Annotated in this window: 14 protein-coding genes; 3 read left to right on the forward strand and 11 right to left on the reverse strand. The window is 66.5% G+C overall.

Annotated features, from left to right (window positions below; genetic code table 11):
* The first annotated feature begins 66 nt into the window (after nucleotides 1-66).
* The 3 genes from AWC06_RS09565 (at nucleotide 67) to AWC06_RS09575 (ending at nucleotide 7,148) form a co-directional block, all read left to right on the forward strand.
* Complete coding sequence (locus AWC06_RS09565; RefSeq protein WP_085196766.1) at nucleotides 67-3,342, forward strand: arabinosyltransferase domain-containing protein; 3,276 nt, start codon at nucleotides 67-69, stop codon at nucleotides 3,340-3,342.
* Nucleotides 3,339-6,560: an arabinosyltransferase domain-containing protein gene (locus AWC06_RS09570; RefSeq protein WP_085196768.1), complete on the forward strand. Its 3,222-nt coding sequence runs from the start codon at nucleotides 3,339-3,341 to the stop codon at nucleotides 6,558-6,560. The genes AWC06_RS09565 and AWC06_RS09570 overlap by 4 nt, the downstream gene beginning before the upstream one ends.
* A gap of 87 nt (nucleotides 6,561-6,647) precedes the next feature.
* Nucleotides 6,648-7,148, forward strand: a complete 501-nt coding sequence (locus AWC06_RS09575) for an RDD family protein (protein ID WP_211281940.1) — start codon at nucleotides 6,648-6,650, stop codon at nucleotides 7,146-7,148.
* Here the strand turns inward: AWC06_RS09575 and AWC06_RS09580 are convergent.
* The 11 genes from AWC06_RS09580 to glf all read right to left on the reverse strand — a co-directional run bounded on the left by AWC06_RS09580 (nucleotide 7,145) and on the right by glf (nucleotide 26,221).
* Nucleotides 7,145-8,698, reverse strand: a complete 1,554-nt coding sequence (locus AWC06_RS09580; RefSeq protein ID WP_085196770.1) for an acyl-CoA carboxylase subunit beta — start codon at nucleotides 8,696-8,698, stop codon at nucleotides 7,145-7,147. The genes AWC06_RS09575 and AWC06_RS09580 overlap by 4 nt on opposite strands.
* Nucleotides 8,695-13,929, reverse strand: a complete 5,235-nt coding sequence (pks13, locus tag AWC06_RS09585) for a polyketide synthase Pks13 (RefSeq protein ID WP_372458176.1) — start codon at nucleotides 13,927-13,929, stop codon at nucleotides 8,695-8,697. Before pks13 ends, AWC06_RS09580 begins: the two co-directional genes overlap by 4 nt.
* 67 nt (nucleotides 13,930-13,996) lie before the next feature.
* Entirely contained in the window at nucleotides 13,997-15,889 is a 1,893-nt protein-coding gene (fadD32, locus tag AWC06_RS09590) for a long-chain-fatty-acid--AMP ligase FadD32 (protein WP_085196774.1), read from the reverse strand.
* Nucleotides 15,890-16,134: 245 nt separating this feature from the next.
* The gene (culp6, locus tag AWC06_RS09595; RefSeq protein ID WP_085196775.1) at nucleotides 16,135-17,154 is read right to left on the reverse strand and encodes a carboxylesterase Culp6; all 1,020 of its coding nucleotides are present in this window, start codon (nucleotides 17,152-17,154) and stop codon (nucleotides 16,135-16,137) included.
* Between the two features lie 110 nt (nucleotides 17,155-17,264).
* Nucleotides 17,265-18,164 carry an esterase family protein gene (locus tag AWC06_RS09600; RefSeq protein WP_085196776.1) on the reverse strand — a complete coding sequence of 300 codons (900 nt, stop codon included), beginning with the start codon at nucleotides 18,162-18,164 and terminating at the stop codon, nucleotides 17,265-17,267.
* 148 nt (nucleotides 18,165-18,312) lie between these two features.
* On the reverse strand, nucleotides 18,313-19,350 hold the full coding sequence (gene ag85A / locus AWC06_RS09605; RefSeq protein WP_085196778.1) for a diacylglycerol acyltransferase/mycolyltransferase Ag85A: 1,038 nt from the start codon (nucleotides 19,348-19,350) through the stop codon (nucleotides 18,313-18,315).
* Between the two features lie 308 nt (nucleotides 19,351-19,658).
* Nucleotides 19,659-21,689, reverse strand: coding sequence for a terminal beta-(1->2)-arabinofuranosyltransferase (aftB, locus tag AWC06_RS09610; RefSeq protein WP_085196780.1), 2,031 nt, complete (start codon nucleotides 21,687-21,689; stop codon nucleotides 19,659-19,661).
* A complete protein-coding gene (locus AWC06_RS09615; RefSeq protein WP_085196782.1) occupies nucleotides 21,667-22,581 on the reverse strand; it encodes a decaprenyl-phosphate phosphoribosyltransferase in 915 nt (304 codons plus the stop codon). Before AWC06_RS09615 ends, aftB begins: the two co-directional genes overlap by 23 nt.
* A complete protein-coding gene (locus AWC06_RS09620; RefSeq protein WP_085196784.1) occupies nucleotides 22,578-23,135 on the reverse strand; it encodes a phosphatase PAP2 family protein in 558 nt (185 codons plus the stop codon). Before AWC06_RS09620 ends, AWC06_RS09615 begins: the two co-directional genes overlap by 4 nt.
* Nucleotides 23,116-25,032: a glycosyltransferase gene (locus tag AWC06_RS09625; protein ID WP_085196786.1), complete on the reverse strand. Its 1,917-nt coding sequence runs from the start codon at nucleotides 25,030-25,032 to the stop codon at nucleotides 23,116-23,118. The genes AWC06_RS09620 and AWC06_RS09625 overlap by 20 nt, the downstream gene beginning before the upstream one ends.
* Nucleotides 25,025-26,221, reverse strand: coding sequence for a UDP-galactopyranose mutase (glf, locus tag AWC06_RS09630; protein ID WP_085196788.1), 1,197 nt, complete (start codon nucleotides 26,219-26,221; stop codon nucleotides 25,025-25,027). Before glf ends, AWC06_RS09625 begins: the two co-directional genes overlap by 8 nt.
* Between the last annotated feature and the right edge of the window lie 257 nt (nucleotides 26,222-26,478).

The following is a 26,478-nucleotide window of genomic DNA, read 5'->3' on the forward strand; positions in this document are numbered from 1 at the left end:
CTGGCTGGGCCGCCGCGCGGGCGGCATCGTCGGAACACCTAACTGCGTCGCATACGATCGACCCTCGTGCCCCAAGACGATGGTGAGCGATCGACGTATCCGATCGCACGACTGGTTGCCATCGTCGCAGGCATCGCCGGTGTGCTGCTGTGCGGCGTGGTGCCACTGCTTCCGGTGAAGCAGACCACCGCGACGATCCTCTGGCCGCAAGGACTGACCGGTGACGGTCACGTCACCGATATCACCGCACCGCTGGTATCCGGGGCGCCGCGGGCGCTGGACATCTCTATCCCGTGCAAGGCGATCGCCACGTTGCCCGCCGCAGGTGGGCTGGTGCTTTCGACGTTGCCCGCCGACGGGTTCGAGACCGGCAAGAGCGGGCTGTTCGTCCGCGCCAATAAGGACGCCGTCGTCGTCGCCTTCCGGGACTCGGTAGCGGCGGTCGCCCCCCGCCCGGCGGTCGCCGCCGGCGCCTGCAGTGTGCTGCACATCTGGGCCGGCGTCGGCGGGGCGGGCGCGGATTTCGTCGGGATCCCCGGCGCTGTCGGCACCCTCGCACCCGAGAAGAAACCGCAAGTCGGCGGAATCTTCACCGACCTGAGGGTGCCCGCCCAGCCGGGGTTGTCGGCGCGCGTCGACGTCGACACGCGGTTCATCGTCACGCCCACGCTGCTCAAGACCGCTGTGATGACCCTGGGCGCACTCGCGGTGCTGGCCGCGATCGTGGCAATGGCCGTCCTCGACCGGCGATCGGGGCGGCGAACCCCCGCTAACTGGCGGCACTGGTTCCGCGCGGGCATGGCTACTTGGCTCGCCGACGTCGGCGTCGTCGGCACCCTGGCGGTCTGGCACCTCATCGGGGCGACCTCGTCGGATGACGGCTATAACTTGACCATTGCCCGGGTCTCGAAGCAGGCCGGATACCTCGCCAACTACTACCGGTTCTTCGGGACCAGCGAGGCGCCGTTCGACTGGTATCCGGCGGTGCTGGCGCACCTGGCGTCGGTGAGCACCGCCGGGGTGTGGATGCGCCTACCCGCGACCCTGGCCGGCATCGGGTGCTGGCTGATCATCAGCCACTACATGCTGCGGCGACTGGGCCCCGGCAAGGGCGGCCTGGCCGCGAACCGGGTGGCGGTGTGGACCGCGGGCGCGGTGTTCCTCGCCGCCTGGCTGCCGTTCAACAACGGTCTGCGGCCCGAACCGCTGATCGCCCTGGGCGTGGTCGTCACGTGGGTGTTGGTGGAGAAGGCGATCGCCACCCGCCAGTTGGTCCCCGCGGCGGTGGCGATCGTCGTGGCGATGCTGACGGCGACGCTGGCGCCGCAAGGGTTGATCGGTATCGCCGCGCTACTGAGCGGCGCGCGGGCGATCGCGCGGATGATCGCGCGGCGACGCGCGGCCGACGGCCTGTTGGCGCCGCTGGCAGTCCTGGCCGCGTCGCTGTCGCTGATCGTCGTGGTGGTGTTCCGCAGTCAAACATTGGCCACGGTCGCCGAGTCGGCACGCATCAAGTACAAGGTCGGTCCGACGATCGCCTGGTACCAAGAATTCCTGCGCTACTACTTTTTGACGGTCGAGAGCAATCCGGACGGGTCGATGTCGCGGCGATTCGCCGTGCTGGTCCTGCTGCTGTGCATGTTCGGGGTGCTGTTCGTGCTGTTGCGACGCGGTCGGGTAGCGGGTTTGGCCAGCGGGCCGGCCTGGCGGCTGATCGGCGCCACCGCAATCGGCCTGCTGCTGTTGACCTTTACTCCCACGAAGTGGGCCATCCAATTCGGCGCGTTCGCCGGACTAGCCGGTGCACTGGGTGCGGTCACGGCGTTCAGCGTCGCCCGGATCGGCCTGCATAGTCGACGCAACCTCACGCTCTACATCACGGCGTTGCTGTTCGTGCTGGCGTGGGCCACCTCCGGCATCAACGGCTGGTTCTACGTCGGCAATTACGGAGTGCCGTGGTATGACATCCAGCCCGTCATCGCCAGCCACCCGGTGACGTCGATGTTCCTGACGCTGTCGATCTTCACCGGCCTGCTGGCCGCCTGGTACCACTTCCGGATGGACTACGCCGGGCACACCGAAGTCAAGGACAACCGGCGCAACCGCTTCCTGGCCTCCACGCCGCTGCTGGTGGTGGCCGTCATCATGGTCCTCGGCGAATTCGCGTCGATGGCCAAGGGCGCAGTGTTCCGCTACCCGCTCTACACCACCGCCAAGGCCAACGTGGCGGCCATAACGTCCGGGCTTTCCAACTGCGCGATGGCCGATGACGTGTTGGCCGAACCCGATCCCAATGCCGGTATGCTGCAACCGGTTCCGGGCCAGAAATTCGGACCGGCCGGCGCACTCGGCGGCATCAATCCGGTCGGGTTCAAACCCGAGGGTGTGGGCGACGACCTGCAATCCGACCCGGTGGTGACCAAGCCCGGTGTGGTCAATTCAGACGCATCACCCAACAAACCCAATGCGGCCATGAGTGACTCCGCGGGCACAGCCGGCGGCAAGGGGCCGGTCGGGGTCAACGGGTCGCACGCGGCGCTGCCCTTCGGGCTGGATCCCGCGCGCACCCCGGTGATGGGCAGCTACGGCGAGAACAACCTGGCCGCGACGGCCACGTCGGCCTGGTACCAATTACCGCCACGGAAACCTGATCGCCCGCTGGTGGTGGTCACTGCGGCGGGGGAAATCTGGTCCTACAAAGAGGACGGCGACTTCACGTACGGGCAACAGCTCAAACTGGAATGGGGCGTCACCCGTCCCGACGGCACCACCCAGCCGCTCGGGCAGATGTATCCGATCGACCTTGGCCCCCAACCGGCTTGGCGCAATCTGCGCTTCCCGTTGGCGTTGGCGCCGCCGGAGGCCAACGTCGCCCGCATCGTCGCCTATGACCCCAACTTGAGTTCCGACCAGTGGTTCGCGTTCACGCCGCCGCGGGTACCGGTGCTGCAAAGCCTGCAGCAGTTGGTCGGGTCGCAGACGCCGGTGCTGATGGACATCGCGACCGCAGCGAATTTCCCCTGCCAGCGGCCGTTCTCCGAACACCTTGGTGTGGCCGAACTTCCGCAGTATCGGATCCTGCCCGATCACAAGCAGACAGCGTCGTCGTCGAACCTGTGGCAGGCGTCCAAATCGGGTGGACCCTTCCTGTTCACCCAGGCACTGCTGTGGACCTCCACCATCCCCACTTACCTGAGCGGCGACTGGTACCGGGACTGGGGATCGGTGGAGAAATACAACCGGGTGGTGGCGCCCGACAAGGCGCCGAACGCCCGGATCGAGCAAGGCGTCGTCACCGTGTACGGCTGGAGCCGGCAAGGACCGATTCGAGCATTGCCATGACAGTAACTCGCGAAGCGGAACCCGCCGCCACCAAAGACGCCGTCCGCGACGTGCAGGTGGCGCGCTGGGTCGCGACGATCGCCGGGCTGATCGGATTCGTACTGTCGGTCGCTACCCCGCTGCTACCTGTGGTGCAGACCACCGCAACACTGAGCTGGCCGCAACATGGCCAGATGAATAACGTGACCGCGCCGCTGATTTCGCAGACGCCGGTCGCGATGACGGTCACTGTGCCGTGCAGCGTGGCTAAGGCGATGCCGCCGAAGGGCGGGCTGGTGCTGGGCACTGCACCCAAACAAGGCAGAGACGCCACACTCGACGGTTTGTTCGTGAACGTCACCGCCCAGCGGGTGGACGTCACCGACCGCAACGTGGTGATCGCCAGCGTGCCGCGCAGCCAGCTGAGCGGCCCGGGATGTTCCCGCATCGAAGTCACCTCTACCCACGCAGGCACCTTCGCCACGTTCGTCGGACTGCCCGGGCCGGCCGGAGCGCCGTCGGGCTTCGACGACCCCAACCTGCGCCCGCAGATCGTCGGCGTGTTCACCGATATGACCGGGCCCGCGCCGCCGGGGCTGCAGCTGTCAGCCACCATCGACACCCGATTCTCCACCAGGCCAACGATTCTCAAGCTCACCGCGATGGTGCTGGCGATCGCGGCCACTATCGTCGCGCTGGTCGCGCTGTGGCGGCTGGACCAAATGGACGGCCGCCGTATGCGCCGCCTCATCCCGGCCAGTTGGCGATTCTTCACCTGGACCGACGCCACGGTGATCGTCGCGTTCCTGCTGTGGCATGTCATCGGTGCCAACTCCTCCGACGACGGCTACATCCTGGGCATGGCCCGCGTCGCCGATCACGCCGGCTACATGTCCAACTACTTCCGATGGTTCGGCAGCCCCGAGGACCCGTTCGGCTGGTACTACAACCTGCTTGCGCTGATGACCCATGTCAGCGACCAAAGCATCTGGATTCGGTTGCCAGACTTGGTCGCCGGGCTGGTGTGCTGGCTCCTGTTGTCCCGCGAGGTACTGCCTCGGCTTGGCCCGGCTGTGGCGTCCAGCAAGCCCGCGATGTGGGCGGCGGCCATGGTGTTGCTGGCGGCGTGGATGCCGTTCAACAACGGTCTGCGGCCCGAGCCGATCATCGCGCTCGGCTCGCTGATCACCTATGTGCTGATCGAACGGTCCATGCGGTACAGCCGGCTGACGCCGGCCGCGCTGGCCGTCGTCACCGCGGCGTTCACACTCGGCGTGCAGCCCACCGGGCTGATCGCGGTGGCGGCGCTGGTTGCCGGCGGTCGACCCATCCTGCGAATTCTGGTCCACCGGCATCGTTTGGTCGGCACCTGGCCGTTGGTGGCCCCGATGCTGGCAGCCGGGTTCGTGGTGCTGACCGTGGTGTTCGCCGACCAGACACTGCGAGCAGTGTTGGAAGCCACCAGGATTCGCGGCGACATCGGGCCCAGCCAAGCGTGGTACACCGAGAACCTGCGCTACTACTATTTGATCCTGCCCACGGTGGACGGCTCGCTGTCGCGCCGGTTCGGGTTCCTGATCACCGCGCTGTGCTTGTTCACTGCGGTGTTTATCATGTTGCGACGCAAGCGGGTTCCCGGCGTGGCTCGCGGGCCGGCGTGGCGTCTGATGGGCGTCATCTTCGGCACCATGTTCTTCCTCATGTTCACCCCCACCAAATGGGTGCACCACTTCGGGTTATTCGCTGCGGTGGGGTCGGCGATGGCCGCGCTGACGACGGTGCTGGTGTCGCCGGCCGTGCTGCGCTGGTCGCGCAACCGGGTGGCGTTCCTTGCCGCGGTCATGTTCGTTCTGGCGCTGTGCTTCTCGTCCACGAACGGCTGGTGGTATGTGTCCAGCTACGGTGTGCCGTTCAACAGCACAATGCCGCGGATCGATGGAATCACGATCAGCACAATATTTTTCGTATTGTTTGCAATCACTGCGTTGTATGCGGTCTGGTTGCACTTCGCGTCGCGCGAAGCCGGGGAGGGCCGCGTGGCACGCGCACTGACCGCGGCGCCGGTGCCGCTGGCGGCCGGCTTCATGGTGTTGGTGTTTGTCGCATCGATGGTGATCGGTGTGGTACGCCAGTACCCGACCTACTCCAATGGCTGGGCCAACCTGCGGGCCTTCACCGGTGGCTGCGGCCTGGCGGATGACGTACTGGTCGAGCCCGACACCAACGCCGGCTTCATGACGTCGTCGCCCGGTGACTACGGCCCGCTGGGCCCACTGGGCGGAGTGAATCCGGTCGGGTTCGCTCCCAACGGCGTGCCGGATCACACTGTCGCCGAGGCGGTTCGGATAGTGAACCCGCCGCAGCCAGGGACTGACTACGACTGGAACGCGCCGACGAAGCGGAAAACACCCGGTACCAACGGATCGACGGTGCCGCTGCCGTACGGTCTGGATCCCAACCGGGTTCCGGTGGCCGGCAGTTACACGACCGGTCCGCAGCAGCAAAGCATTCTCAAGTCAGCCTGGTACCAGTTGCCCCGCCCGGACGACGGGCATCCGCTGGTGGTGGTGACCGCGGCGGGCAAGATCGCCGGCAACAGCGTGTTGCACGGCCACAGCGACGGTCAGACTGTGGTCCTGGAATACGGCCAGCCTGGCCCCGGTGGGCAGCTGCTGGCCACCGGGCGGCTGGTGCCCGACGACCTGTATGGCGAGCAGCCCAAGGCGTGGCGCAATCTGCGCTTCCCCCGCGCGAAGATCCCCGCGGACGCGACCGTCGTCCGGGTGGTGGCCGAGGACCTGTCGCTGACGCCGGAAGACTGGGTCGCGGTGACTCCGCCGCGGGTGCCGGAGTTGCGCTCGCTGCAGGAGTACGTCGGCTCGTCGCAGCCGGTGCTGATGGACTGGGCGGTGGGGCTGGCCTTCCCGTGCCAGCAGCCGATGCTGCACGCCAACGGCGTCACCGAGATTCCGAAGTTCCGCATCACGCCGGACTACACCGCCAAGAAGCAGGACACCGACACCTGGGAGGACGGCGTCAACGGCGGTCTGCTCGGCATCACCGACGTGCTGCTGCGCGCGCACGTGATGGCGACCTACCTGTCCCGCGACTGGGGCCGCGACTGGGGGTCGCTGCGCAAGTTCGACACGATCGTGCAAGCCCGCCCGGCCGACCTCGAGCTAGGGACAGCCACCCGCAGCGGGTGGTGGTCACCGGGCAAGATCCGGATCAAGCCTTAACCGGTCGAACGTCGAGTTGTTGCACGGTTTTTCGCGTTTGCGTGCAATAACTCCACGCTCGGCAGTCATCGCGCGTAGTTTGCGGCAATGACCGAACAACCGGCGGCGGGCGAGGCCCGGCGTCAGTGGAGGGAAGCGCACGGGGTACTTGGGACGCTGCCGAAAGACGCGTATACCCCGTGGATCAGACGTGTCGCGGCCTGGATCGTCGACTACGTTCTGTTCCTTGTAGTCGCTGCCACTTGCGGGGTGATCGTCGGCCTAATCGACTCTGCGACGGGCGGCTCGGCGCCGGAACGCATTATCCAGCCGCTCCTTTATCTGCTGGTGGTGGCGTTTTTCATCTGGAACTGGGGCTACCGCCAGGGGACCACCGGCTCGACGATCGGCAAGTCGCTGCTGAGGTTCAAGGTGGTCGGTGAACGGGACGGCCAGCCCATAGGCTTCGGCAGGTCGATAGTGCGCTATTTTGCACACTTCCTGGACGCGATCATCTTCAACATCGGCTACCTGTTGCCGTTGTTCACCGCCAAGCGCCAGACGATCGCCGACATGGTCATGGACACCGTCTGCCTGCCCACCGGTTAGACCGGGATCAGGCCGTGCTTGCGGCCGACGCGCCAATACAACTGCTTGTCACGCAATATGTGCAGCGACTTGCGCAGCAGCAGGCGGGTGTCGTGCGGTTCGATGACCCCGTCGATGTAGCCGCGCTCGGCGGCGGTCCACGGGATTGCCATGTTGAGGTTGTAGCCCTCGATGAAGTCCTTCTTGATCGCCTGCGCCTCGGGCGTGGTGGGGTCGGGGAACCGCTTCATCAACAGCTGCGCAGCCCCCTCCGCGCCGATCACCGCGATACGCGCGGTGGGCCACGCGAAGTTGAAGTCGGCCGTCAGCTGCCGGGATCCCATCACGGCGTATGCGCCGCCGTAGGACTTGCGCACCGTGATCGTCACCTTGGGCACGTCGGCTTCGACGACCGCGTAGAGGAATCGTCCGCCGCGCTTGATGATGCCGTTCTTCTCCTGCTGGACACCCGGCAGGAATCCCGGGGTATCGACGACGAACACCAGCGGGATGTCGAACGCATCGCAGAACCGGACAAACCGCGCCGCCTTGTCGGAGGCCTCGTTGTCGATCGAGCCGGACAGATGCATGGGCTGGTTGGCCACCACCCCGACCGGGCGCCCGTCGACGCGGGCATACCCGGTGATGATCGCCGGCCCGGCTTGCGCTGCGACATCGAGGAAGTCGCCGTCGTCGAAGATGCGCAGCAGGATCTCATGCATGTCGTAGGCCATGTTGTCGGAGTCCGGCACGATCGAGTCGAGCTCCAGATCGGTCGGCGTGATCTCCGGCTCCAGCCCCGGGTTGACGATCGGCGGCCGGTCGAAACAGTTCGACGGCAGGAACGACAAGAAGTCACGCACGTACTGGAACGCCGCTGCCTCGGATTCGACCACCTGGTGGATGTTGCCGTAGCGGGCCTGGGCGTCGGCTCCGCCGAGCTCGTCGAGACTGACCTCTTCACCGGTGACTTCCTGGATCACATCCGGACCGGTGACGAAGAAGTAGCCTTGGTCACGCACCGCGACCAGGAGGTCGTCCTGGATGGGCGAATACACCGCTCCCCCAGCGCATTTGCCCAGGATGATGGAGATCTGCGGTACCAAGCCGGAGAGCATCTCGTGACGGCGGCCCAGCTCGGCGTACCAGGCCAGCGAGGTGGCGGTGTCCTGGATGCGAGCCCCCGCGGAGTCGTTGATGCCGATGATCGGGCAGGCCACCATCGCGCACCACTCCATCAAATGCGCGACCTTGCGGCCGAACATCTCGCCCACCGAGCCTTGAAACACGGTCTGGTCAGTGGAGAACACCCCGACCGGCCGACCATTGATGGTGGCGCGACCGGTGACCACGCCGTCGCCGTAGAGCGCGTTGGGGTCGCCGGGAGTGCGGGCCAGCGCCCCGGTCTCCAAAAAACTGCCCGGGTCCACCAGTTCGTGGACGCGGGCGCGGGCGCTCGGGAGGCCCTTCTTGTCCCTCCTGGCGATCGCCTTCGGATCGCCGGGTTCCTTGGCCAGTTCCAGCTTTTCGTGCAGTTCGGCCAGCAGTTCGGCCGTGGTCTTGGTGGTCACCTGGCCGCTTTCTCCTCAGCTTCGATCTTGTTGAGTGCCTGGGTCATATGCGCGCCGACCTTGGCGATGATCGGCTCGTCGATGGCCTGGATGTGCTCTCCGCCGATGTGCACGATCTCCAAATCCGAGACGTAGTCGCCCCAGCCGCCGTCGGGTTGGCGGGTGGCGTAACGCGGCTCGAACATGATCGCGTCGTCGTGGTAGCGGTCGGCCATGTAGAGCGTGACATGACCGTCGTAGGGCTGGATTCGGGCGGTGTCGATCGCCCGGTTGTCCAGATACGACGTGCGCTGGTGCTCGATGATGCCGCCGGGGATCTGCACGCCGCTCTGTTTGACCGCCTCCAGGACGAACTTGACCTGACCCTCGTCGTCGAGTTCTTCGAGTTGCTCGTAAGGGATTTCGGGGATCTCGACGTTGAAGGTCCGCTCCGCGAAGCGGGCGTAGCGCTCCCAGCGCTTGCGGATCTCCTCCTTGGTCTGCGGGATCTCCTCACCGGCACGCACGGCGTCGATGAGCCCGACGAATGGCACGTCACAACCCTGTTGCTTCAGCCCGATCGCGCAGGCGTAGGCCAGCACCCCGCCCAGCGACCAGCCGACGAGGATGAACGGGCCGTCTCCCTGCAGCTCGCGCAGTTTGGGAACGTACTGGCGGGCCCGTTCCTCGATGGTGCCTTCGACGCGCTCGAGGCCGTACATCGGGATGTCGGGCGGCAAGCGATTCAGCAGCGGCTCGTACACCACGGTCGACCCGCCGGCCGGATGGAACACGAATACCGGCGGCTTGGTGGAACCCTCGGGTCGCGCCCTCAGGGTGCGCACGAAGCCGTCGATCTGACCGGCCTCCAGATGTTCGCGGACCGTGGTCGCCAGCTCCTCGATAGTGGTGGCGGCTTTGACGTCCTCGGCGGTGATCGGTCCTTCAGCGCGTTCGGAAAGCCGCTGCGCCATCTTGGTTGCGGCGTCGTCGTCCAGCTTGGGCAACGGGTTGAAGATGCCGCCCGGGGACTTTCCGGTGACGATCGCCCAGGTGGCAAAGGTGACCCGCTCAGCGGCATCACGCGGCGGCACATCGGAACCCAGCGCTTCGGCGACGGCCTGCTGGTTGAGCGCCTGCGCGGCCGCGACCAGGTTCGGTTGTGCTGCAGGGCCTTCCGGCCTGGTCGGCGGCGGCGGGATCGGGGCGTCCGACGGCGGCGCCTGCGGATCGGGCGCGGGCGCCACCACCGAAGCCGGTGTCGCGCCGGACAGCAACGCAGCCTGCTCCTTGGCGATCTCCTCGGCCGTCTGCGTCTTCTGGTGCTCGTGCAACTGCTCGACCTCGTCGCGGTGCTCGATCGCGTAGAGGATCAGCTGCTCGACGTTGTAGAGGTTGGCGTCGCGGACGGCCTGCAGCTGGATCGGCGGCAGGTCGAAGTCGTACTCGACGCGGTTCTTGATCCGCACCGCCATCATCGAGTCGAGACCCAGCTCGATCAGCGGCACCTCCCATGGCAGATCCTCGGGCTCATACCCCATGGCCATCGACACGATGGCGGCCAGCCGATCGTGCACGGTTTCGCCGGAATCCGGTGACCACCTCTGCAAGCCCCCACTGATTTGCCGCGCGGTGAGGCTGTCGGTCAGCGTGCCGGCATCATCCTCGGGCTCGGCAACCTCTGGCTCGGCGGCCACAACGGGAGCCGTCGCCGTGACTGCGGCGCCCGCACCGACCGCCGTCGGCAACACTGAGGCTTGCCCGGCCCGCGATACCAGCGCGTCGTAGACCAGCGTGAAGGACTCGTCGATGCGGGCGTGCACCTGCACGGCCGCCCCGCCGGGATGCCGCGTCAGCGTCGTCACCAGACGGGCACCGTCGCCCGGCACCGCCCGCTGCTCGGAAGCCGTCAACTGGGCATCCGGGAACACCTGTGCCGCAGCCGCTTTCACCAAGGCAGCCAGGTCGGTCTCGCCGCGGGGCGCGTATTCCCACACGTGCCGGCCATCGGGCGTCGCGACGTGGTTACCGGGCATCATGACCGACGCGTCACCGGAGAAGTGCGCGTCCAGCCAATGCTCCTTGCGACGGAACCGGGTCGGCGGGATGTTCGCGTAGTCCTCGGGTCCCGACGCGCGGCTGAACAGGGTCCGCACGTCGAGGTCGTGCCCGTACACGAACAGCTGCGCCATCGCCGAGGTCATCGCGTCGACCTCGTCTTGTTTGCGCGCCAGCGTCGGAATCAGTTGCGCATCAGGCAAACCCGCGGCGGCGGTGGTCAAGCCGACCTGCATCAACGCCACCGGGTTGGGCGCGAGCTCCAAGAACGTGGTGTGGCCGCTCTCGACAGCGTTGCGGATGCCGTGCGTGAAATACACCGAATGCCGCAGGCCCTTCTTCCAGTACTCCACGTCGTGGATCGGCTCACCGCCGGGGCGGATGTAGCTGCCCTCGTGCACGGTGGAGAAGTAACCGCAGGTCAGCGGCATGGGATGGATGCCCTGCAGGTCCGCGGTGAACTCGCCGAGCAGCGGGTCCATCTGCGCGGTGTGGCTGGCGCCCTTGGTCTGGAACTTGCGGGCGAAGCGGCCCTCGGCTTCACAGCGGGCGATGATCGCGTCGACCTGTTCGGGCGGCCCGCCGATCACGGTCTGAGTCGGAGCGGCATAGACGCAGACCTCCAGATCCGGGAAGTCGGCGAAGACCGTCTTGATCTCGTCGGCGGAGTACTCCACCAGCGCCATCAGCCGGATGTACTCACCGAAAAGCATCGCCTCGCCCTCGCCCATCAGCCGTGCGCGCGGGACGATGATGCGGACGGTGTCGCGCAGCGAGAGCCCGCCGGCGAAGTAGGCGGCTCCCGGTTCGCCCAGCGACTGGCCAACCACCGCAGCGGGTTTGGCGCCGTGATGGCGGAGCAACTCGCCCAGCGCGATCTGGATTGCGAAGATCACCAGTTGGACGGCTTCAATGGGGTATTCGACGGTGTCGCCCGTGTAGTCCACCGCGTCGTCGAGGATCATCTCGAGAATGGAGACGCCGCGCTCGTCTTGGATCAGGGCGTCGATCTTGTCGATCCACTCGGCGAAGACCGGGTTGCGCAGGTACAGGTTCTTGCCCATCTTGCGGTGCTGCGCACCGAATCCGGCCAGCACCCACACCGGGCCGTTGGTCACCGGCCCGTCAACGCTGTACACGTTGGGCCGCGACTTGCCTTCGGCGATCGCGCGCAGCCCCTTGATCGCTTCCTCATGGTCATGAGCCAGCACCACCGCTCGTGAGCGGCCGTGATTGCGCCGCGACAGCGATCGGCCGATCGACTCCAGCGACGACGCCTGGCCTTCAGGGCTTTCCATCCAGTCGGCGAGCTCCGCGGCGGCGGCCTTCTTACGGGACGTCAAGAACGCCGACACCGCCAGAGGCACCAGCGGGGTGGGCTGCTCGGAGGCCGCCAGCTCTTGGGCCGCTGCCTCTTTGAGCCGCTTGGCTTCCTCGGTCATGCCGGGCAGTTCGGGTTCGGTCTCGACCGCCGGCACAGCGCCTTCTTCCTCGATGAATTCGCCGTACTCGTCGAAGCGCACCCCGCCGACATACTCGACATGCTTTTCCTCGGCGGGCGCTTCGGGCGCGTCCGACGACTCCGGTTCGGGCTCGCGCTCGATGACGTCGCGCGGCAGCACTTCGCGCAGCACCAGGTGGGCGTTGGCGCCACCGAACCCGAAGCTCGACACGCCCGCGATCGCATAGCCGCTGTAGCGGGGCCAATCAGCAACGGTATCAAGTACTTTCAGATGCGAGGCGTCGAAGTCGATGTACGGGTTGGGCCCGGCGTAGTTGATCGACGGCGGCAACTTGTCGTGCTGCAGCGCGAGCACCATCTTGGCCAGGCTGGCCGCGCCGGCCGCCGACTCCAGGTGTCCGATGTTGGTTTTGATCGCGCCCAGCAGCGCCGGCTTGTCGGCCGGACGTCCGCGGCCCACGACCCGGCCCAGCGCCTGCGCCTCGATCGGGTCACCCAGCACGGTGCCGGTGCCGTGCGCCTCGATGTAGTCGACGGTGCGCGGGTTGATGCCGGCGTCCTTGTAGGCCCGGCGCAGCACGTCGGCCTGCGCGTCGGGGTTGGGGGCGATCAGCCCGTTGGAGCGGCCGTCGTGGTTGACCGCGCTGCCGGCGATCACCGCCAGGATCTGGTCGCCGTCGCGACGGGCGTCGTCGACCCGCTTGAGCACCAGCATCCCGCCGCCCTCGGAGCGGGTGTAGCCGTCGGCGTCGGAGGAGAACGACTTGATCCGGCCGTCCGGCGCGAGCACCTGGCCGATCTCGTCGAAACCGAGGGTCACCGCCGGGGTGATCAGCGCGTTGACGCCGCCGGCGACCGCCACGTCGCACTCTCCGCTGCGCAGCGCCTGCACCGCCTGGTGGGCCGCGACCAGCGAGCTCGAGCAGGCGGTGTCGATCGCCACCGACGGACCGTGGAAGTCGTAGAAGTACGAGACGCGGTTGGCGACAATCGAACTCGCCGTCCCGGTGATCGCATAGGGGTGCGTGACGGTCGGGTCCGACATCGCCAGGAAGCTGTAGTCGGCGACGGACGTGCCGATATAGACGCCGACGGCCTCGCCGCGCAGGCTCGACGCGGGGATGCGGGCGTGCTCGAGCGCCTCCCAGGTCAGCTCCAACGCCATCCGCTGCTGCGGGTCGATGTTGTCGGCTTCGGTCTTCGAGAGCGCGAAGAACTCGGAGTCGAAGCCCTTGATGTCTTTCAGGTAGCCGCCGCGGGTGCGGGCCTTCTTGATGAGTTCGGCCAGCCGCGGCTCCTCCATGAACTCCGACCAGCGGCCCTCGGGCAGATCGGTGATCGCGTCGCGACCCTCCAGCAGCGCCTGCCAGGTCTCCTCGGGGCTGTTCATATCGCCCGGGAACCGGGTGGCCAGGCCCACCACGGCGATGTCGACCCGTTCGACCGGCCCGCTGCGGGTCCAGTCAAAGTCGTCCGCGTCCGCGGTATCTTCCTCGGGGTCGCCCTCGACGATCCAGGTGGCCAGCGATTCGATCGTCGGATGCTCGAACGCGGCGGCAATCGACACCGTCACACCCGTGCGGTCCTCGATGTCGGCGGCCATCGCCACCGCGTCGCGCGAGGACAGACCCAACTCCACCATCGGCGTGGCCTCGTTGATGGTGTCGGGCGACTGCCCGGTGGCTTTCGCGACCCAGTTGCGCAGCCACGCCCGCATCTCGGGGACGCTCATGTCGGTGCGGGCGGCCTTGACCGCCCCGTCGGTTGGTGCCGAATCGGTGTCGATATCAGTCATACGGTCAGTCCGCCTGGTCGGGGAAGGCGTTCGGGGATGAGGTGCCGCTGCGCAAGCTGCCGTCGATGTAGGCCGCCCGGCAGGCGCGCCGCCCGATCTTGCCGCTGGAGGTACGCGGAACCGATCCCGCCTGCACCAGCAGCACATCGCGCACGGTGACTCCGTGCCGGACGGCGATGGCCGCGCGGATGTCGTCGGCGATCGGCTGGTAGTCCAGCTTGTGCGTTCCCGGCGCGCGCTCACCCACGATCACCAGCTGTTCGGAGGTGTCCTCGGGGTCGTACTTCAGCCCGGCGTGCGCGTTGTCGAACACGGCCTGGGGCAGTTGGTTGGCAGGCACCGAGAATGCGGCCACGTAACCGGTGCGCAGCGCGCGGGTGGCTTCCTGCGCCGAGTACTCCAGGTCTTGCGGGTAATGGTTGCGACCGTCGATGATGACGAGATCTTTCACCCGGCCGGTGATGTAGAGGTTGCCCTTGTAGTACGTCCCGTAGTCGCCGGTGCGAACCCACAGCCCGTCGTCGGGTGCGCCCTCGGCATGCGACGGGCTGGTCCGCGACTTGAGGATGTTCTTAAAGGTCTCCTGGCTCTCTTTTTCGCGGTTCCAGTAGCCCAGTCCCATGTTGTTGCCGTGCAACCAGATTTCGCCGATCTGGCCGTCGGGCAGCTCGGTGGCGGTGTCGGCGTCGACGATGACCGCCCACTCGTCGACACCGACCTTGCCGGCGGAGACCTGCGTGACAGCGTTGGGCGCATCCTTGTCGACCTCGACGAACCGGTGATTGTTCAGCTCGTCCCGGTCGACATAGATGATCGTGGGACCCTCGTCCATCGGGGTGATCGACACGAACAGCGTCGCCTCAGCCAGCCCGTAGCACGGCTTCATCACTTTTTCGTCCAGACCGAACGGCTTGAACGCCTCGGTGAACTTGCGCATCGACGCCACTGAGATCGGCTCGCTACCGTTGAGCAACGCCTTGACGTTGGACAGGTCCAGCGGCGGCTCGTCTTCCTTCGGCAACCCACGCACCGCGGCGTGCTCGTAGGCGAAGTTGGGCGCGACGGAGTAGGTCGGTCCGGTGTCGCCGTCGGTGCCGGCAAGCGCACGCATCCAGCGAATGGGCCGGCGCACAACGGAAGCCGGCGTCATGAAGGTGTTGTGGTAGCCGAGCACCGGCGACAGCATGATCGCGATCAGGCCCATGTCGTGGAAGAACGGCAACCAGGTCACCCCGCGGTCGCCCTCCCTGCCCTCGAAGGAGTTGAGCACCTGAACCACGTTGTGAGCCAGGTTCAGCGCGCTGATCTCGACGCCGGTCGGGGTGCGGGTCGACCCTGAGGTGTATTGCAGGTAGGCGATCGTGTCGACGGTCTCGACCGGCATCTCCCAGGTGGAGGCGACGTCGTTGGGCACCGCGTCGACGGCGATGACACGCGGCCGCTCCTTGGCGGGGCGGCTGCGGAAGAACTTGCGGACGCCCTCGGCGGAGTCGGTGGTGGTCAGGATCGCCGCGGGGGCGCAGTCGTCGAGCACCGCGTGCAGCCGGCCGACGTGGCCCGGTTCGCTCGGGTCGAACAACGGCACCGCGATCCGACCGGAGTACAGGACGCCGAAGAACGACACCAGGTAGTCGAGGTTCTGCGGGCACAGGATGGCGACCCGGTCGCCCGGTTGGGTGACCTGTTGCAGCCGCGCGCCGATCGCCCGGTTACGGGCGCCGAACTCGGCCCAGGAGATGTCGCGCGCGACGCCGTCGCGTTCGGTGGAGAAGTCCAGAAACCGGTAGGCCAGCTTGTCGCCGCGCACCGACGCCCAGCGTTCGACGTGACGGACCAGGTTGGCGTTTTCGGGGAACCTGATCTTTCCGTTCACGACGAACGGGTTGTGGTACGCCATTGCCGGTTTCTCCTGTCACCGCACTGCTTGGGTTGAGTCTGTGTGAGCTGCGCCGTCGGGGGCGGCCGGACTGCTGCCGGCCGCGCGTCGCCGAACGCCAAACCTTACAGATGGTACAGAAGCAAGCCGGGCAATCCGCAACGCATCGACTCGATAAAGTCGACCACAGCTCTTCTTATTTTCCTCTTAATGTTAAGGGGCGCTGCGGCGCGGACCAAATCGAAAGGCACCGCTTGACGGAACCGTTACCCGTGCTTGGGATGCGGCGCGTTTTCGATGAGATCGTGCGTCCAATGCAGGGTCCACTCGGTGGCGGGCTGCCCATCCAAATTCCAGAACTGCGTGGTGGCGTACAGCGCATGCACAGGCTGGCCGGCGCCGCCGGCCAGGGTGTTCAGCGTTTTGGGCAGGTTGACCACGCTGAACGCCTCCTGCGGTGCGGCGCAGATCAGATCGCCCGCCGCGCAGATCTCGTTGGTGCGGGCGTTGAGCGCCCCGAAACCGCCCGGCCGCGCCCCCGTCATGGTCAGGCCGAGATCGGCCAGCACGGGTACCTCGTGCAGTGTGACCTCGGCGCCCTGGCCCGGTGGATTGGGACCGATGTCATTGCCGACCCCGTCCTGGCGACGGCCGTCTGCGATCAATGTCACACCGAGCACCAGATCCTCGTCGACCGGTCCACGGCCGTTGCCAATGTCGCTGGCGATGTCCCCAGCGATCACCGCGCCCTGCGAGAAGCCGACGAGCACATAGCTGGTCAACGGGCACTTGTTGTTCATGTCGGTCATTGCCTTGACAGCCGCGCGGGTTCCCTCCGCGCGGCTGTCGTTGTAGGACATCTGGTTGTCGGTGCTGAACGGGTTGTGGAACTGGGCGGTGTAGGGCACCGTATAGACCTCGACCCGGCTGGGGTCGAACTGCTCGCGGATCGGCCGGGTGACGTTGAGCAACAACGCGTTCGGGAAATCGACCGGGTTGAGCGGATTGTTCTGCAGTGACGACTCCCAGGTGCCGGGAATCGAGATCAGTTGCACGTCGGGGCAGCTGGCGTCTTGGAAGGCGGGCCGCGGTTTCTTCGGGTGCGCCGAACCGCTGGTCGGCGGCACGATGCTGGGCGGCACCGCGGTGGGCGGGGATTCCCGCTGCCGCAGAATGGACACCACGGCGAAGATGAGCAGCCCGACGACGAGTGCCGTTGCGGCGGCGGCGATCAACGCCAGGATGCGGCGGCGTTTGCGCCGGGAATTAGCAGCCTTTTTAGCCATGGTCTCCTGCTAGCAGAGTCGGTCGATTGCACGGTCGACGTGCCGTGCAGTGGCCGTCGCACCCCTGCTTCACGGTACCGGCTGCCGGCACCGACCTACCGCGGGCGCGGTTAGCGGATGGCGCCGACGATATCGCCGGACATCGCGCCCAGCTGCGAGGACCACGCCCCCCAGTCGTTGCTCCCGCCGGTCGGGAAATCGAAGTGGCCGTTGTGCCCACCGACGTTGCGGTACTGCTGGTAGAACATCCGGTTGTTGCCCATCGCCGTGTCGGCTTGGCCGATCATGGCCGCGGCGTCACTGGGAGCCCCGTAGGCCGGGCTGTAGACCCAGATCCGGGAGTTGTTCTGCGCCAGCATCGACGCGTGCACATAGGGGTCGTGCCACTTCCACCGGCCCAGCTGCGCCGCACCCCACATACCTTGCGTGTCGACCCCGCCGAATTGCGCCATGCCGGCGGTGATGGCGCCGTTGGTGGTGGTCTCCGACGGGTACAGGAAGCCGGACAGCGAACCGGCGAAGCCGAACCGGTCGGGGTGGAAGGTGGCCAGCGCCATGGCGCCGTATCCGCCCTGTGAGGCGCCGACCGCAGCGTGACCCCCGGGTGCCAGGCCCTTATTGGCCGCCAGCCAGTCCGGCAGCTCGCTGGACAGGAACGTCTCCCATTGCTTGCTGCCGTCCTGCTCCCAGTTGGTGTACATGCTGAAGGCGCCGCCTGCCGGCGCCACCACCGAGATGCCCTTGCCGGACAGGGTGTTCATCGCGTTACCCGCGGTCACCCAGTTGCTGACGTCAGGGGCCGCGTTGAATGCGTCCAGCAGATACACCGCGTGCGGGCCGCCACCCAGGAAGGCCACCGGAATGTCACGGCCCATCGCGCCGGAGGGAACCATCAACGACTCGTATCCCGCGGCGCGGGCCGAGCCGACGTTGGCGGCGGTGATGCCCCCGACCCCGACCGTCAACACGGCGGCGCACAGCAGGCGTGACAGCATCGACAGACCTCTCATAACCACCTCACTCGTCAATCGCTCAACCACCAAGCGATGGCCCCGGTTCCGCAAGGTAGCTAACCACACCGCGGGAAACCGGACGCCGGAAACGGCTAACGGCGACGACCCCGCAAGGTCGTCGCCGTTAGTCGTGTTACTGCAACCCTTAGGTGTGCTGACCGGCAGGAGAGGCGGCCGGGGCGGCCGGGCCCGCGCCCGGTGTCGCACCCAGCACCCGCTGCAGGTCGGGCTTCATGGCGTTCAGCTGTGCGCCCCAGTACTCCCAGCTGTGCGTGCCGCTCTCCGGGAAGTTGAACACCGCGTTGTGACCGCCGCCCGCGTTGTAGGCGTCCTGGAACTTGATGTTGCTGGTCCGCACGAAGCCCTCGAGGAATTTCGCCGGCAGGTTGTCGCCACCGAGCTCGGACGGCTTGCCGTTGCCGCAGTAGACCCACAACCGGGTGTTGTTGGCCACCGTCTTGCCGACGTTCAGCAGTGGGTCGTTGCGCTGCCAGGCCGGGTCCTCCTTCGGGCCCCACATGTCCTTGGCCTTATAGCCGCCGGCGTCACCCATCGCCAGGTTGATCAGCGACGGCCCCATCCCCTGGGAGGGGTCCATCAGGCCCGACATCGCGCCGGCGTAGATGAACTGGTCCGGGTGGTAGTTCGCCAGGTTCAGCGCCGACGCCCCGGCCATCGACAGGCCGACTGCGGCGCTGCCGGTGGGCTTGACCTGCTTGTTGGCCTGCAGGTACTGCGGCAGCTCGCTGGTCAGGAAGGTCTCCCACTTGTAGGTGGAGCAGCCCGCCTTGCCACACGCCGGGCTGTACCAGTCGGTGTACCAGCTGGACTGCCCGCCGACCGGCATGACCATCGACAGGCCGGACTGGTAGTACCACTCGAACGCCGGGGTGTTGATGTCCCAGCCGTTGTAGTCGTCCTGCGCCCGCAGTCCGTCGAGCATGTACACGGCGGGCGAGTTGGCTCCGCCGCTTTGGAACTGGATCTTGATGTTGCGGCCCATCGCTGCCGAGGGCACCTGCAGGTATTCGACCGGCAGACCGGGCCGGGAGAACGCTCCCGCGGTCGCGGGCTGGCCCACGACACCGATCAACCCCGGCAGCAGGGCCGCCCCGACGGCCCCTATCAGGAGTCGGCGCGGCATCCTCATTGCCGCGCCGCGAAACCTGTCAACAAGCTTCATTCTTGCTTCCTCATCCTTTGTCGGGCCCACCTTAATGTTTGGGTCGGACTGCATGCGCCAGATGCGCCAGGCGCAGATGTGCCCGTGTAGTCAACCACACCTTGGGGCGTGCTCTCATCTTGGGAGTGGGCCATCACCGCGCCATCAGTCGGCTCTCGGGGCGCCCGGCACCGCGGCGGCTCGCCGCACCGCAAACGTCTCGACGAGGGGTTGTACCCCGGTAAGCAGGCATATTCGGCGTTGCTGGGCGAACGGTATCGGCTGGGTGCGCTGCCCCGTTGGACGGGTGAGAAAATTCTTGTGAATTCTCACGGTCCGGCGGCAGGCAGGCCGGTGTAGGGAGGACGGCCGGATTCGGGGACCTGCAGGCCACATCTGATCAGTTCGTATCGCGGGACGCGGTCGATTCGGTACCGGGTGAACTCAAACGAGTGCAGGAAATTCGAAACAAACCGGTGCAAGTTCATCGGGCCGCGTACCGAGTTCAGTACCGCCTGGGTTCCCTGGCACCGCAGAGCCGCCTCGGCCTGAGCGACCCACTGCGCGTCGAGGTATCCGGGAACGCCCGGATACCACTTGACCCATGGGCCGTCGGCGATCACCCAGTCCGGGAAGAGGTTCTTGTCATGACCGATCCGTCCGTGCTGCAAACGGGCCGTGTGCGCGGCGATCGGGTTCGCCAACCCGATTTGGTCGATCACCCGGACATCCAGGCCGACATTCATGCCCAGCATGCCGAGGTTGGTGAAAAAGACTGTGTGCGGGCCTTTTTGAGGCGCGCGGGATGGGGCGGGCGGGCGCGGCGCGCCAAGAGGGTCAGGTATGTACGGCCGCGACGGCGACGGTGGGATCACCGGCACGAGATCCCACTGATCGTAGTTGCCGGACGGCAGTAACAATGCGCCCTCCGGAGTGTTGTTGAGCGCCACCAGAACTGCACGCATCCGCGGATAGTCAAGGTAGTCGGCGGCGGTCAGCGGGTGCGCGTGCCCGGTCGCCTGGGCGTAGAACCGGCGTTCGTCGACGATGCCCGAGTACGTGACCCGGGTGGCGTCGTCGCCCATTCCGGGCGAGTTCGCCGCCCACAGCGACCAACCGGCAACCGCCAGCCACAGCGCGCTCACCCCGCCGGCCAACCAATAGCCCGTTTCCCGCGAGATTCTGGTCCCGCCGGGAAACACCACGGGCACCACGGCCACCGGTGCGAGCAGACAAAACAGCGGCGTCAGCAGAACCCGGCCGTGCATGAAATCTCCGCCCTGCCGAATCCAGTACAGCGCCTGCAGCAGCCCACTGAGGACGAAGAAGACCACGACGGCAGCCGGACTCTGCACAGAGCGGGCCAGCTGCCCATATCCGGATGGGGGCCGATGACGGGTCCACCAGGGCCAGGTGCGAGTCGAAAACAGCACCAGGGCAAGTGCTGTCAACAGCATCGCAGGCACCCACAGCAGGTATGGCCGGTTGAAGTTGGACAGATAGATCACGCCCTGCGACCACTTGTCGCCCGCCGCATCCTTGGCCAGCGCGGTACCGGGGACCAGCAGCCCGTAGTAGCCCATCCGGAAGATCTCATAGCCCACCGGAAACAGCCCGCCGGCCACCACGATCAGCACCCGGCGCCGCCAGCCCCGTTCGGCGACCAGCATCATGATCAAGGCCAGCCCGCCGATCAGGGCCAGCTCCGGGCGCACCAGGACACTGCACCCGGCAACGAACGCCAACGCGGCGGTGAACACCCGACCGGACGGACGAATCCGCAACGCCTGCGACCAGCAGACCATCATCCACCAGAGCAGCCCGAGATAGGACATCACCAGCCCACTTTCGAGCCCGGACGTGGCGAAATCACGCGCCGGCGGCACCGCGATGTAGACCAGCGCACCCGCAGGCAACACAACGGCGCGGCGACCCACCAGGCTGGGGGCGTACAGCCGGCCCGTGCCCAGCATCAGCAGCGCGAGACCTGAAACGCTGAGCACCAACGCCAAAACCAGCGCGACATACTCCAGCCGCATCGGGCCGCTGAGCCAGCTTGCCAAATACACCAGGTAGGTCCACACCACTGAGGTGTTGGCCTCCACCCGCTCGCCCGGATTGAACACAGGGCCGTTGCCGGCCAACAGATTACGCACGGTGCGCAACACGATCAGCCCGTCGTCGGCGATCCAGCGCCGCTGCCAGGCACCCCAACCGAACAGCACAGCGACGACGGCCACGCTCACCCACAGACTGACCCGAGCCGTGGTGTCGTACGGGAATGCCGGCCACCCAGCCGGCCTGGTCACGGGCCGGCGAGAGGAAGAGACCGCCGGGTTAGCCGAAGATAGCCGCAGCACCGACGGTTCCGATCCAAACCAGGAACAGCAGCTGCAACACCCGGTCACGCAACGCGATGTCTTCGGGTTCGCCCGCCAGCCCGCCGTCGACGTCGACCGCGTAGCGCAGAATCGCGATGGTGAACGGGACCATCGACACCGCGAACCACGAGCCCGAGTAGCGGTCACGCTCGAAAGCCCACAGCCCGTAGCACACCACCAGCGCGGTTGCCGACATGGTCCAGACGAACCGCAGATACGTGCTGGTGTAACTCTCCAACGATTTGCGGATCTTGGCGCCGGTGCGTTCGGCCAAATGCAGTTCGGCGTAACGCTTCCCGGCCACCATGAACAGTGAGGCGAAAGCCGCGGCCAGCAAGAACCACTGTGACAGGTGGATGCCGGTGGCCGCGCCGCCGGCGATGGCGCGCAGCAAATACGCCGACGAGACGATGCAGATGTCAATCACCGCTTGGTGTTTCAGCCCGAAGCAATACGCCAGCTGCATGGCGAGATAGACGGCCATCACCAGCGCCAGGTTCGGGGTCAGCCACCAGGAGACGACCAGCGAGGCCACTCCTAATACCGCCGCCAGGGTGTAGGCCAGCCATTCGGGCACCACACCGGCGGCGATCGGCCGGAACCGTTTGGTGGGATGCTCGCGGTCGGCTTCCACGTCGCGAACATCGTTGATCAGATACACCGACGAGGCCGCCAGGCAGAACACCGCGAACGCGACGGCCACCTTGCCCAGCACGTCGAGGTAGTCGTAGCGGACGTCGGTACCCAGCGCCGCCAGCGGCGCGCCCAGCACCAGCAGGTTCTTCACCCATTGCCGCGGGCGGATCGCCTTGACCACACCGACGATCAGGTTGGCCGGCGGCCCGGTCACCGGCACCACATCCTCACTCACGACGGCCGCCCGCCTGCCGCAGCTGGAAACCGGCGGTCGATCCGCGCGGCGATGGCGGCGACGGCCGCGCCCACCGCGACGCCGATGGCCACGTCGCTGGGGTAATGCACGCCGAGCAACACCCGGGAGAGCGCCATCGGCGGAACCAGCATGAACGGCAGCGGCGCCCCGGTGGCCCTGGCCAGCAGGATGCTGGCCGCCGTGGTCGAGGTGGCGTGCGCCGATGGGAAGCTCAATTGGCTTGGGGTGCCGACGTTTACCGCGACCGACGGGTGATCCGGGCGGGGACGGCGCACCACACGCTTGATCAGTACGGCGGTCGCATGCGCGACGAACGCCCCGGCGCCGGCCAGCAGCCAGGCCCGGCGCCGGGCCGGCTGCACAATCGCACCGATGGCCGAGACCACCAGCCAGCCGATGCTGTGCTCACCGAAATGTGACAGGCCCCGCGCCGCCGCCAGTACCCCGCGACGCTCGGCCAGCGCCGACTGAATCGCCACCAACACAGCCACTTCGCCTCGTGGCAGTGCCGACTCAGCCGCGATGTCGGCCATGGCCCGGCGCGTTGTGCGGAGCCGGCAGAAGCACCGTCTCCCACTTCTGCTTGCTGGACAGCACCGGCAGCGCCTCCCGGTAGATGCGGCGCATCTGGCCGAAACGGGTGAGTAGCAGGCGCTGACGGCGCAGCGACTGCCACAACAACGCGAACATCTTGGCGCGGTCGCGCTGCCGGTAGACGACGCCGCGGCCGTCGGCGGTGGTGACGGTGGCACCGTCGAGCGTGCACAGCCGAAACCACCGGGCGTCCTGAGTGGGCACGTTCAGCTGCGGGCGCCAATGATGCTCTGGGTCTGCTCGCTGGAGTTGGTGCAGCGTTCCGCGGGTCAGCCGATACCCGATGGCCAACGGATGCACCGGCGGCCTCATCTCGCGGTTGCGCCGCGATGGCGCAGGCAGCTTGTCCGACGACGGCAACACCACCGCGTCGGGATATGCGTTGCGGATGCGGCGCACCTCCGGCATCGCACTTTCCAGGATCGAGAAGATGTGCTCCGGGCCGGCAAGGAAGTCGTCGATGGCCTTGTTCTGAATCGCTACCGTCGAATATTCCATGCAGGCAAGGTGTTTGAGCGTCGCCTTGAGGTGGCTGCGTACCAAACCCGTGACGTCGTGATCCCAGTGCATCGCCGCGACCACCAGCCGGTTGCGCAGATGAAAATAGGCCTGCCAGTCGATCGCGTCGTCCTTGTCGCTCCACGCCATGTGCCAGATCGCCGCGCCGGGCAACGTGGCGGTGGGATAGCCGTGCTCGGCGGCGCGCAGCCCGTAGTCGGCGTCATCCCATTTGATGAACAGCGGCAACGGCTGGCCCAGCTCCTCGGCGACCTGCCGCGGGATCATGCACGTCCACCAGCCGTTGTAGTCGACGTCGATGCGACGGTGGAGCAGGTTGCTGCGTGGATTGTTGTCGCTCAGTGGATATTTGGCGAAGTCGTGGTCGTATTCGGTATAGGGCGCCGCGGTCCACATGAAGTTGTCCCGATCCACCACCTCGCCCATGATGTGCAGGTGCGACGGCTCCTGCAGGTTGAGCATCTGACCGCCGACCAACATCGGTGTCTTGGCGAACCGATGCATCGCGAGCACCCGCAGAATGGTGTCTGGTTCGAGCCGGATGTCGTCGTCCATGAACAGGATCTGTTGGCAGTCAGTATTTTTCAGCGCCTCATACATCACCCGGCTGTATCCTCCGGAGCCGCCGAGGTTGGGCTGGTCATGGATGGACAGCCGATTGCCCAGCGGCGCGGCGGCGGCGGCGAAATCCGGGTGCTCGCGGACTTTCGCGGCGCCCTGGTCCGGAACAATCACCGCGCCGACCACTTCGTCCACCAGGGGATCGGAGGTGAGGTCGCGCAGCGCGTTGACGCAGTCGGCCGGCCGGTTGAAGGTCGGGATGCCGACGGCGATGTTGGCGACGCCGGGCGCGGGCTCCGCCGCGTACCAGCCTGCACTGCACAGCGTGACGTCGGTGTCAGTGGTGATGTCGAACCAGATCCATCCGCCGTCCTCGAATGGCGTTAGCGCCACTGGGAATTCGAGCGTCACCGGCTGGTCGTCGGTGCTGGCGAATCCCCGGCCTTCCACAAAGATGCGTGCGCCGGTCGCCTTGGTCCGATACACATCGACCCGCCCGGCGCCGGTCAACTCGGCGCGCAGCACCACCGACGTGAGCGTGGTCCATCGCCGCCAGTAACTGGCCGGGAATGCGTTGAAATAGGTCGCGAACGACACCTCGGACTCGGCGCCGATTTGCAGCGCGGTGCGGGCCGTCGCATGTGCGCGCCGGGAGTTGGTCGTCGACTCCTCCAGGTAGAGCTTGCGCACGTCGAGTGGTTCGCCCGGGCGCGGCAGGATGACACGGGCCAGCAGGCTCACGGCGGTTTCACTCATTCTTGTTGCCTTCGGCTAGCGGCAGCCCATCGCGTAGATGCGGCACGAGCACGTTGTCGTACATGTTCAGCGCGCTGGCAATAGCCATGTGCATGTCCAAGTATTGATAGCTGCCGAGCCGTCCGCCGAACAACACCTTCGACGAGGCGGTTTCGGCCTTCGCCCTGGCCCGGTAGGCGGCCAGTACCGCGCGGTCGGCCTCGGTGTTGATCGGATAGTAGGGCTCGTCGTCGTCGGCGGCGAACCGGGAGTACTCCCGCATGATCACCGTCCGATCGGTGGGGTAGTCGCGCTCGGGGTGAAAATGGCGGAACTCGTGGATACGGGTATAGGGCACGTCGATGTCGTTGTAGTTCATCACCGAAGTGCCCTGGAAATCTCCGGTCGGCAACACCTCGACCTCGAAATCCAAAGTGCGCCAACCTAACCGGCCTTCGCTGTAGTCGAAGTAACGGTCCAGCGGGCCGGTGTAGACCACGGGGGCGTCCGGGCTGGCGGCGCGCAGTTCTTCACGGACGTCGAACCAGTCGGTGTTCAGCCTGACCTCGATACGCTCATCGGCGGCCATGTTCTGGCACCACGCCGTGTAGCCGTCGACCGGCAGACCTTCGTAGGTGTCGTTGAAGTAGCGGTTGTCGAAGGTGTAACGCACCGGCAGCCGAGTGATGATCGACGCGGGCAGCTCCTTGGGATCCGTCTGCCACTGCTTGGCGTTGTAGCCCTTGACGAATGCCTCGTAGAGCGGGCGCCCGATCAACGAGATCGCCTTCTCCTCGAGGTTTTGCGCATCGGCGGTGTTGATCTCGGCGGCCTGCTCGGCGATCAGCTCGCGCGCCTGGTCGGGCGTGAAGTATCTGCCGAAGAACTGGCACACCAGACCCAGCCCCATCGGGAACTGGTAGGCCTGCCCGTCATGCATCGCGAACACCCGATGCTGGTAACCGGTGAACTCGGTGAACTGCCGCACGTAATCCCACACCCGCTTGTTGGAGGTATGGAACAGGTGTGCACCGTACTTGTGGACCTCGATACCGGTCTGCTCCTCGGCCTCGGAGTAGGCGTTGCCGCCGATATGGGGGCGCTTCTCGAGGACCAGGACACGCTTGTCGAGCTGGGTTGCCACGCGCTCGGCAATCGTCAGGCCGAAGAATCCGGAGCCGACGACGAAGAGGTCGAAACGAGCGGTCATCGGTTGCCTAGGGTATCCGACCGCGCGAGCGCAGCCTGCCTCGCGGCGGCGTTGGCGGGCGGTTTCTCGCGGTTTCTGGTCAACTTATTTCCGCACAGACGCCGATACCAGCGTCGCGTATGGGGAATGAGCGCCCATCGGGTGACGAAGGTCGCGATTGGCTCACAATTCGATCTCGTCACACTAGCCTCACTAATCACGCCAGTACCATCGATCACGTGGCCTGACCACACGGCACCGTGCCCGCGTCATCGGCA

It is taken from the genome of Mycobacterium fragae (genome assembly GCF_002102185.1).
GTDB lineage: Bacteria > Actinomycetota > Actinomycetes > Mycobacteriales > Mycobacteriaceae > Mycobacterium > Mycobacterium fragae.

Excerpts from the sequence above, each read along its gene's own strand:
- AWC06_RS09570 (WP_085196768.1), top strand. The coding sequence starts at position 3,339 with ATGACAGTAACTCGCGAAGCGGAACCCGCCGCCACCAAAGACGCCGTC.
- AWC06_RS09575 (WP_211281940.1), top strand. The coding sequence starts at position 6,648 with ATGACCGAACAACCGGCGGCGGGCGAGGCCCGGCGTCAGTGGAGGGAA.
- pks13 (WP_372458176.1), bottom strand. The coding sequence starts at position 13,929 with ATGAGCGTCCCCGAGATGCGGGCGTGGCTGCGCAACTGGGTCGCGAAA.
- fadD32 (WP_085196774.1), bottom strand. The coding sequence starts at position 15,889 with ATGGCGTACCACAACCCGTTCGTCGTGAACGGAAAGATCAGGTTCCCC.
- culp6 (WP_085196775.1), bottom strand. The coding sequence starts at position 17,154 with ATGGCTAAAAAGGCTGCTAATTCCCGGCGCAAACGCCGCCGCATCCTG.
- AWC06_RS09600 (WP_085196776.1), bottom strand. The coding sequence starts at position 18,164 with ATGAGAGGTCTGTCGATGCTGTCACGCCTGCTGTGCGCCGCCGTGTTG.
- ag85A (WP_085196778.1), bottom strand. The coding sequence starts at position 19,350 with ATGAAGCTTGTTGACAGGTTTCGCGGCGCGGCAATGAGGATGCCGCGC.
- AWC06_RS09620 (WP_085196784.1), bottom strand. The coding sequence starts at position 23,135 with ATGGCCGACATCGCGGCTGAGTCGGCACTGCCACGAGGCGAAGTGGCT.
- AWC06_RS09625 (WP_085196786.1), bottom strand. The coding sequence starts at position 25,032 with ATGAGTGAAACCGCCGTGAGCCTGCTGGCCCGTGTCATCCTGCCGCGC.
- glf (WP_085196788.1), bottom strand. The coding sequence starts at position 26,221 with ATGACCGCTCGTTTCGACCTCTTCGTCGTCGGCTCCGGATTCTTCGGC.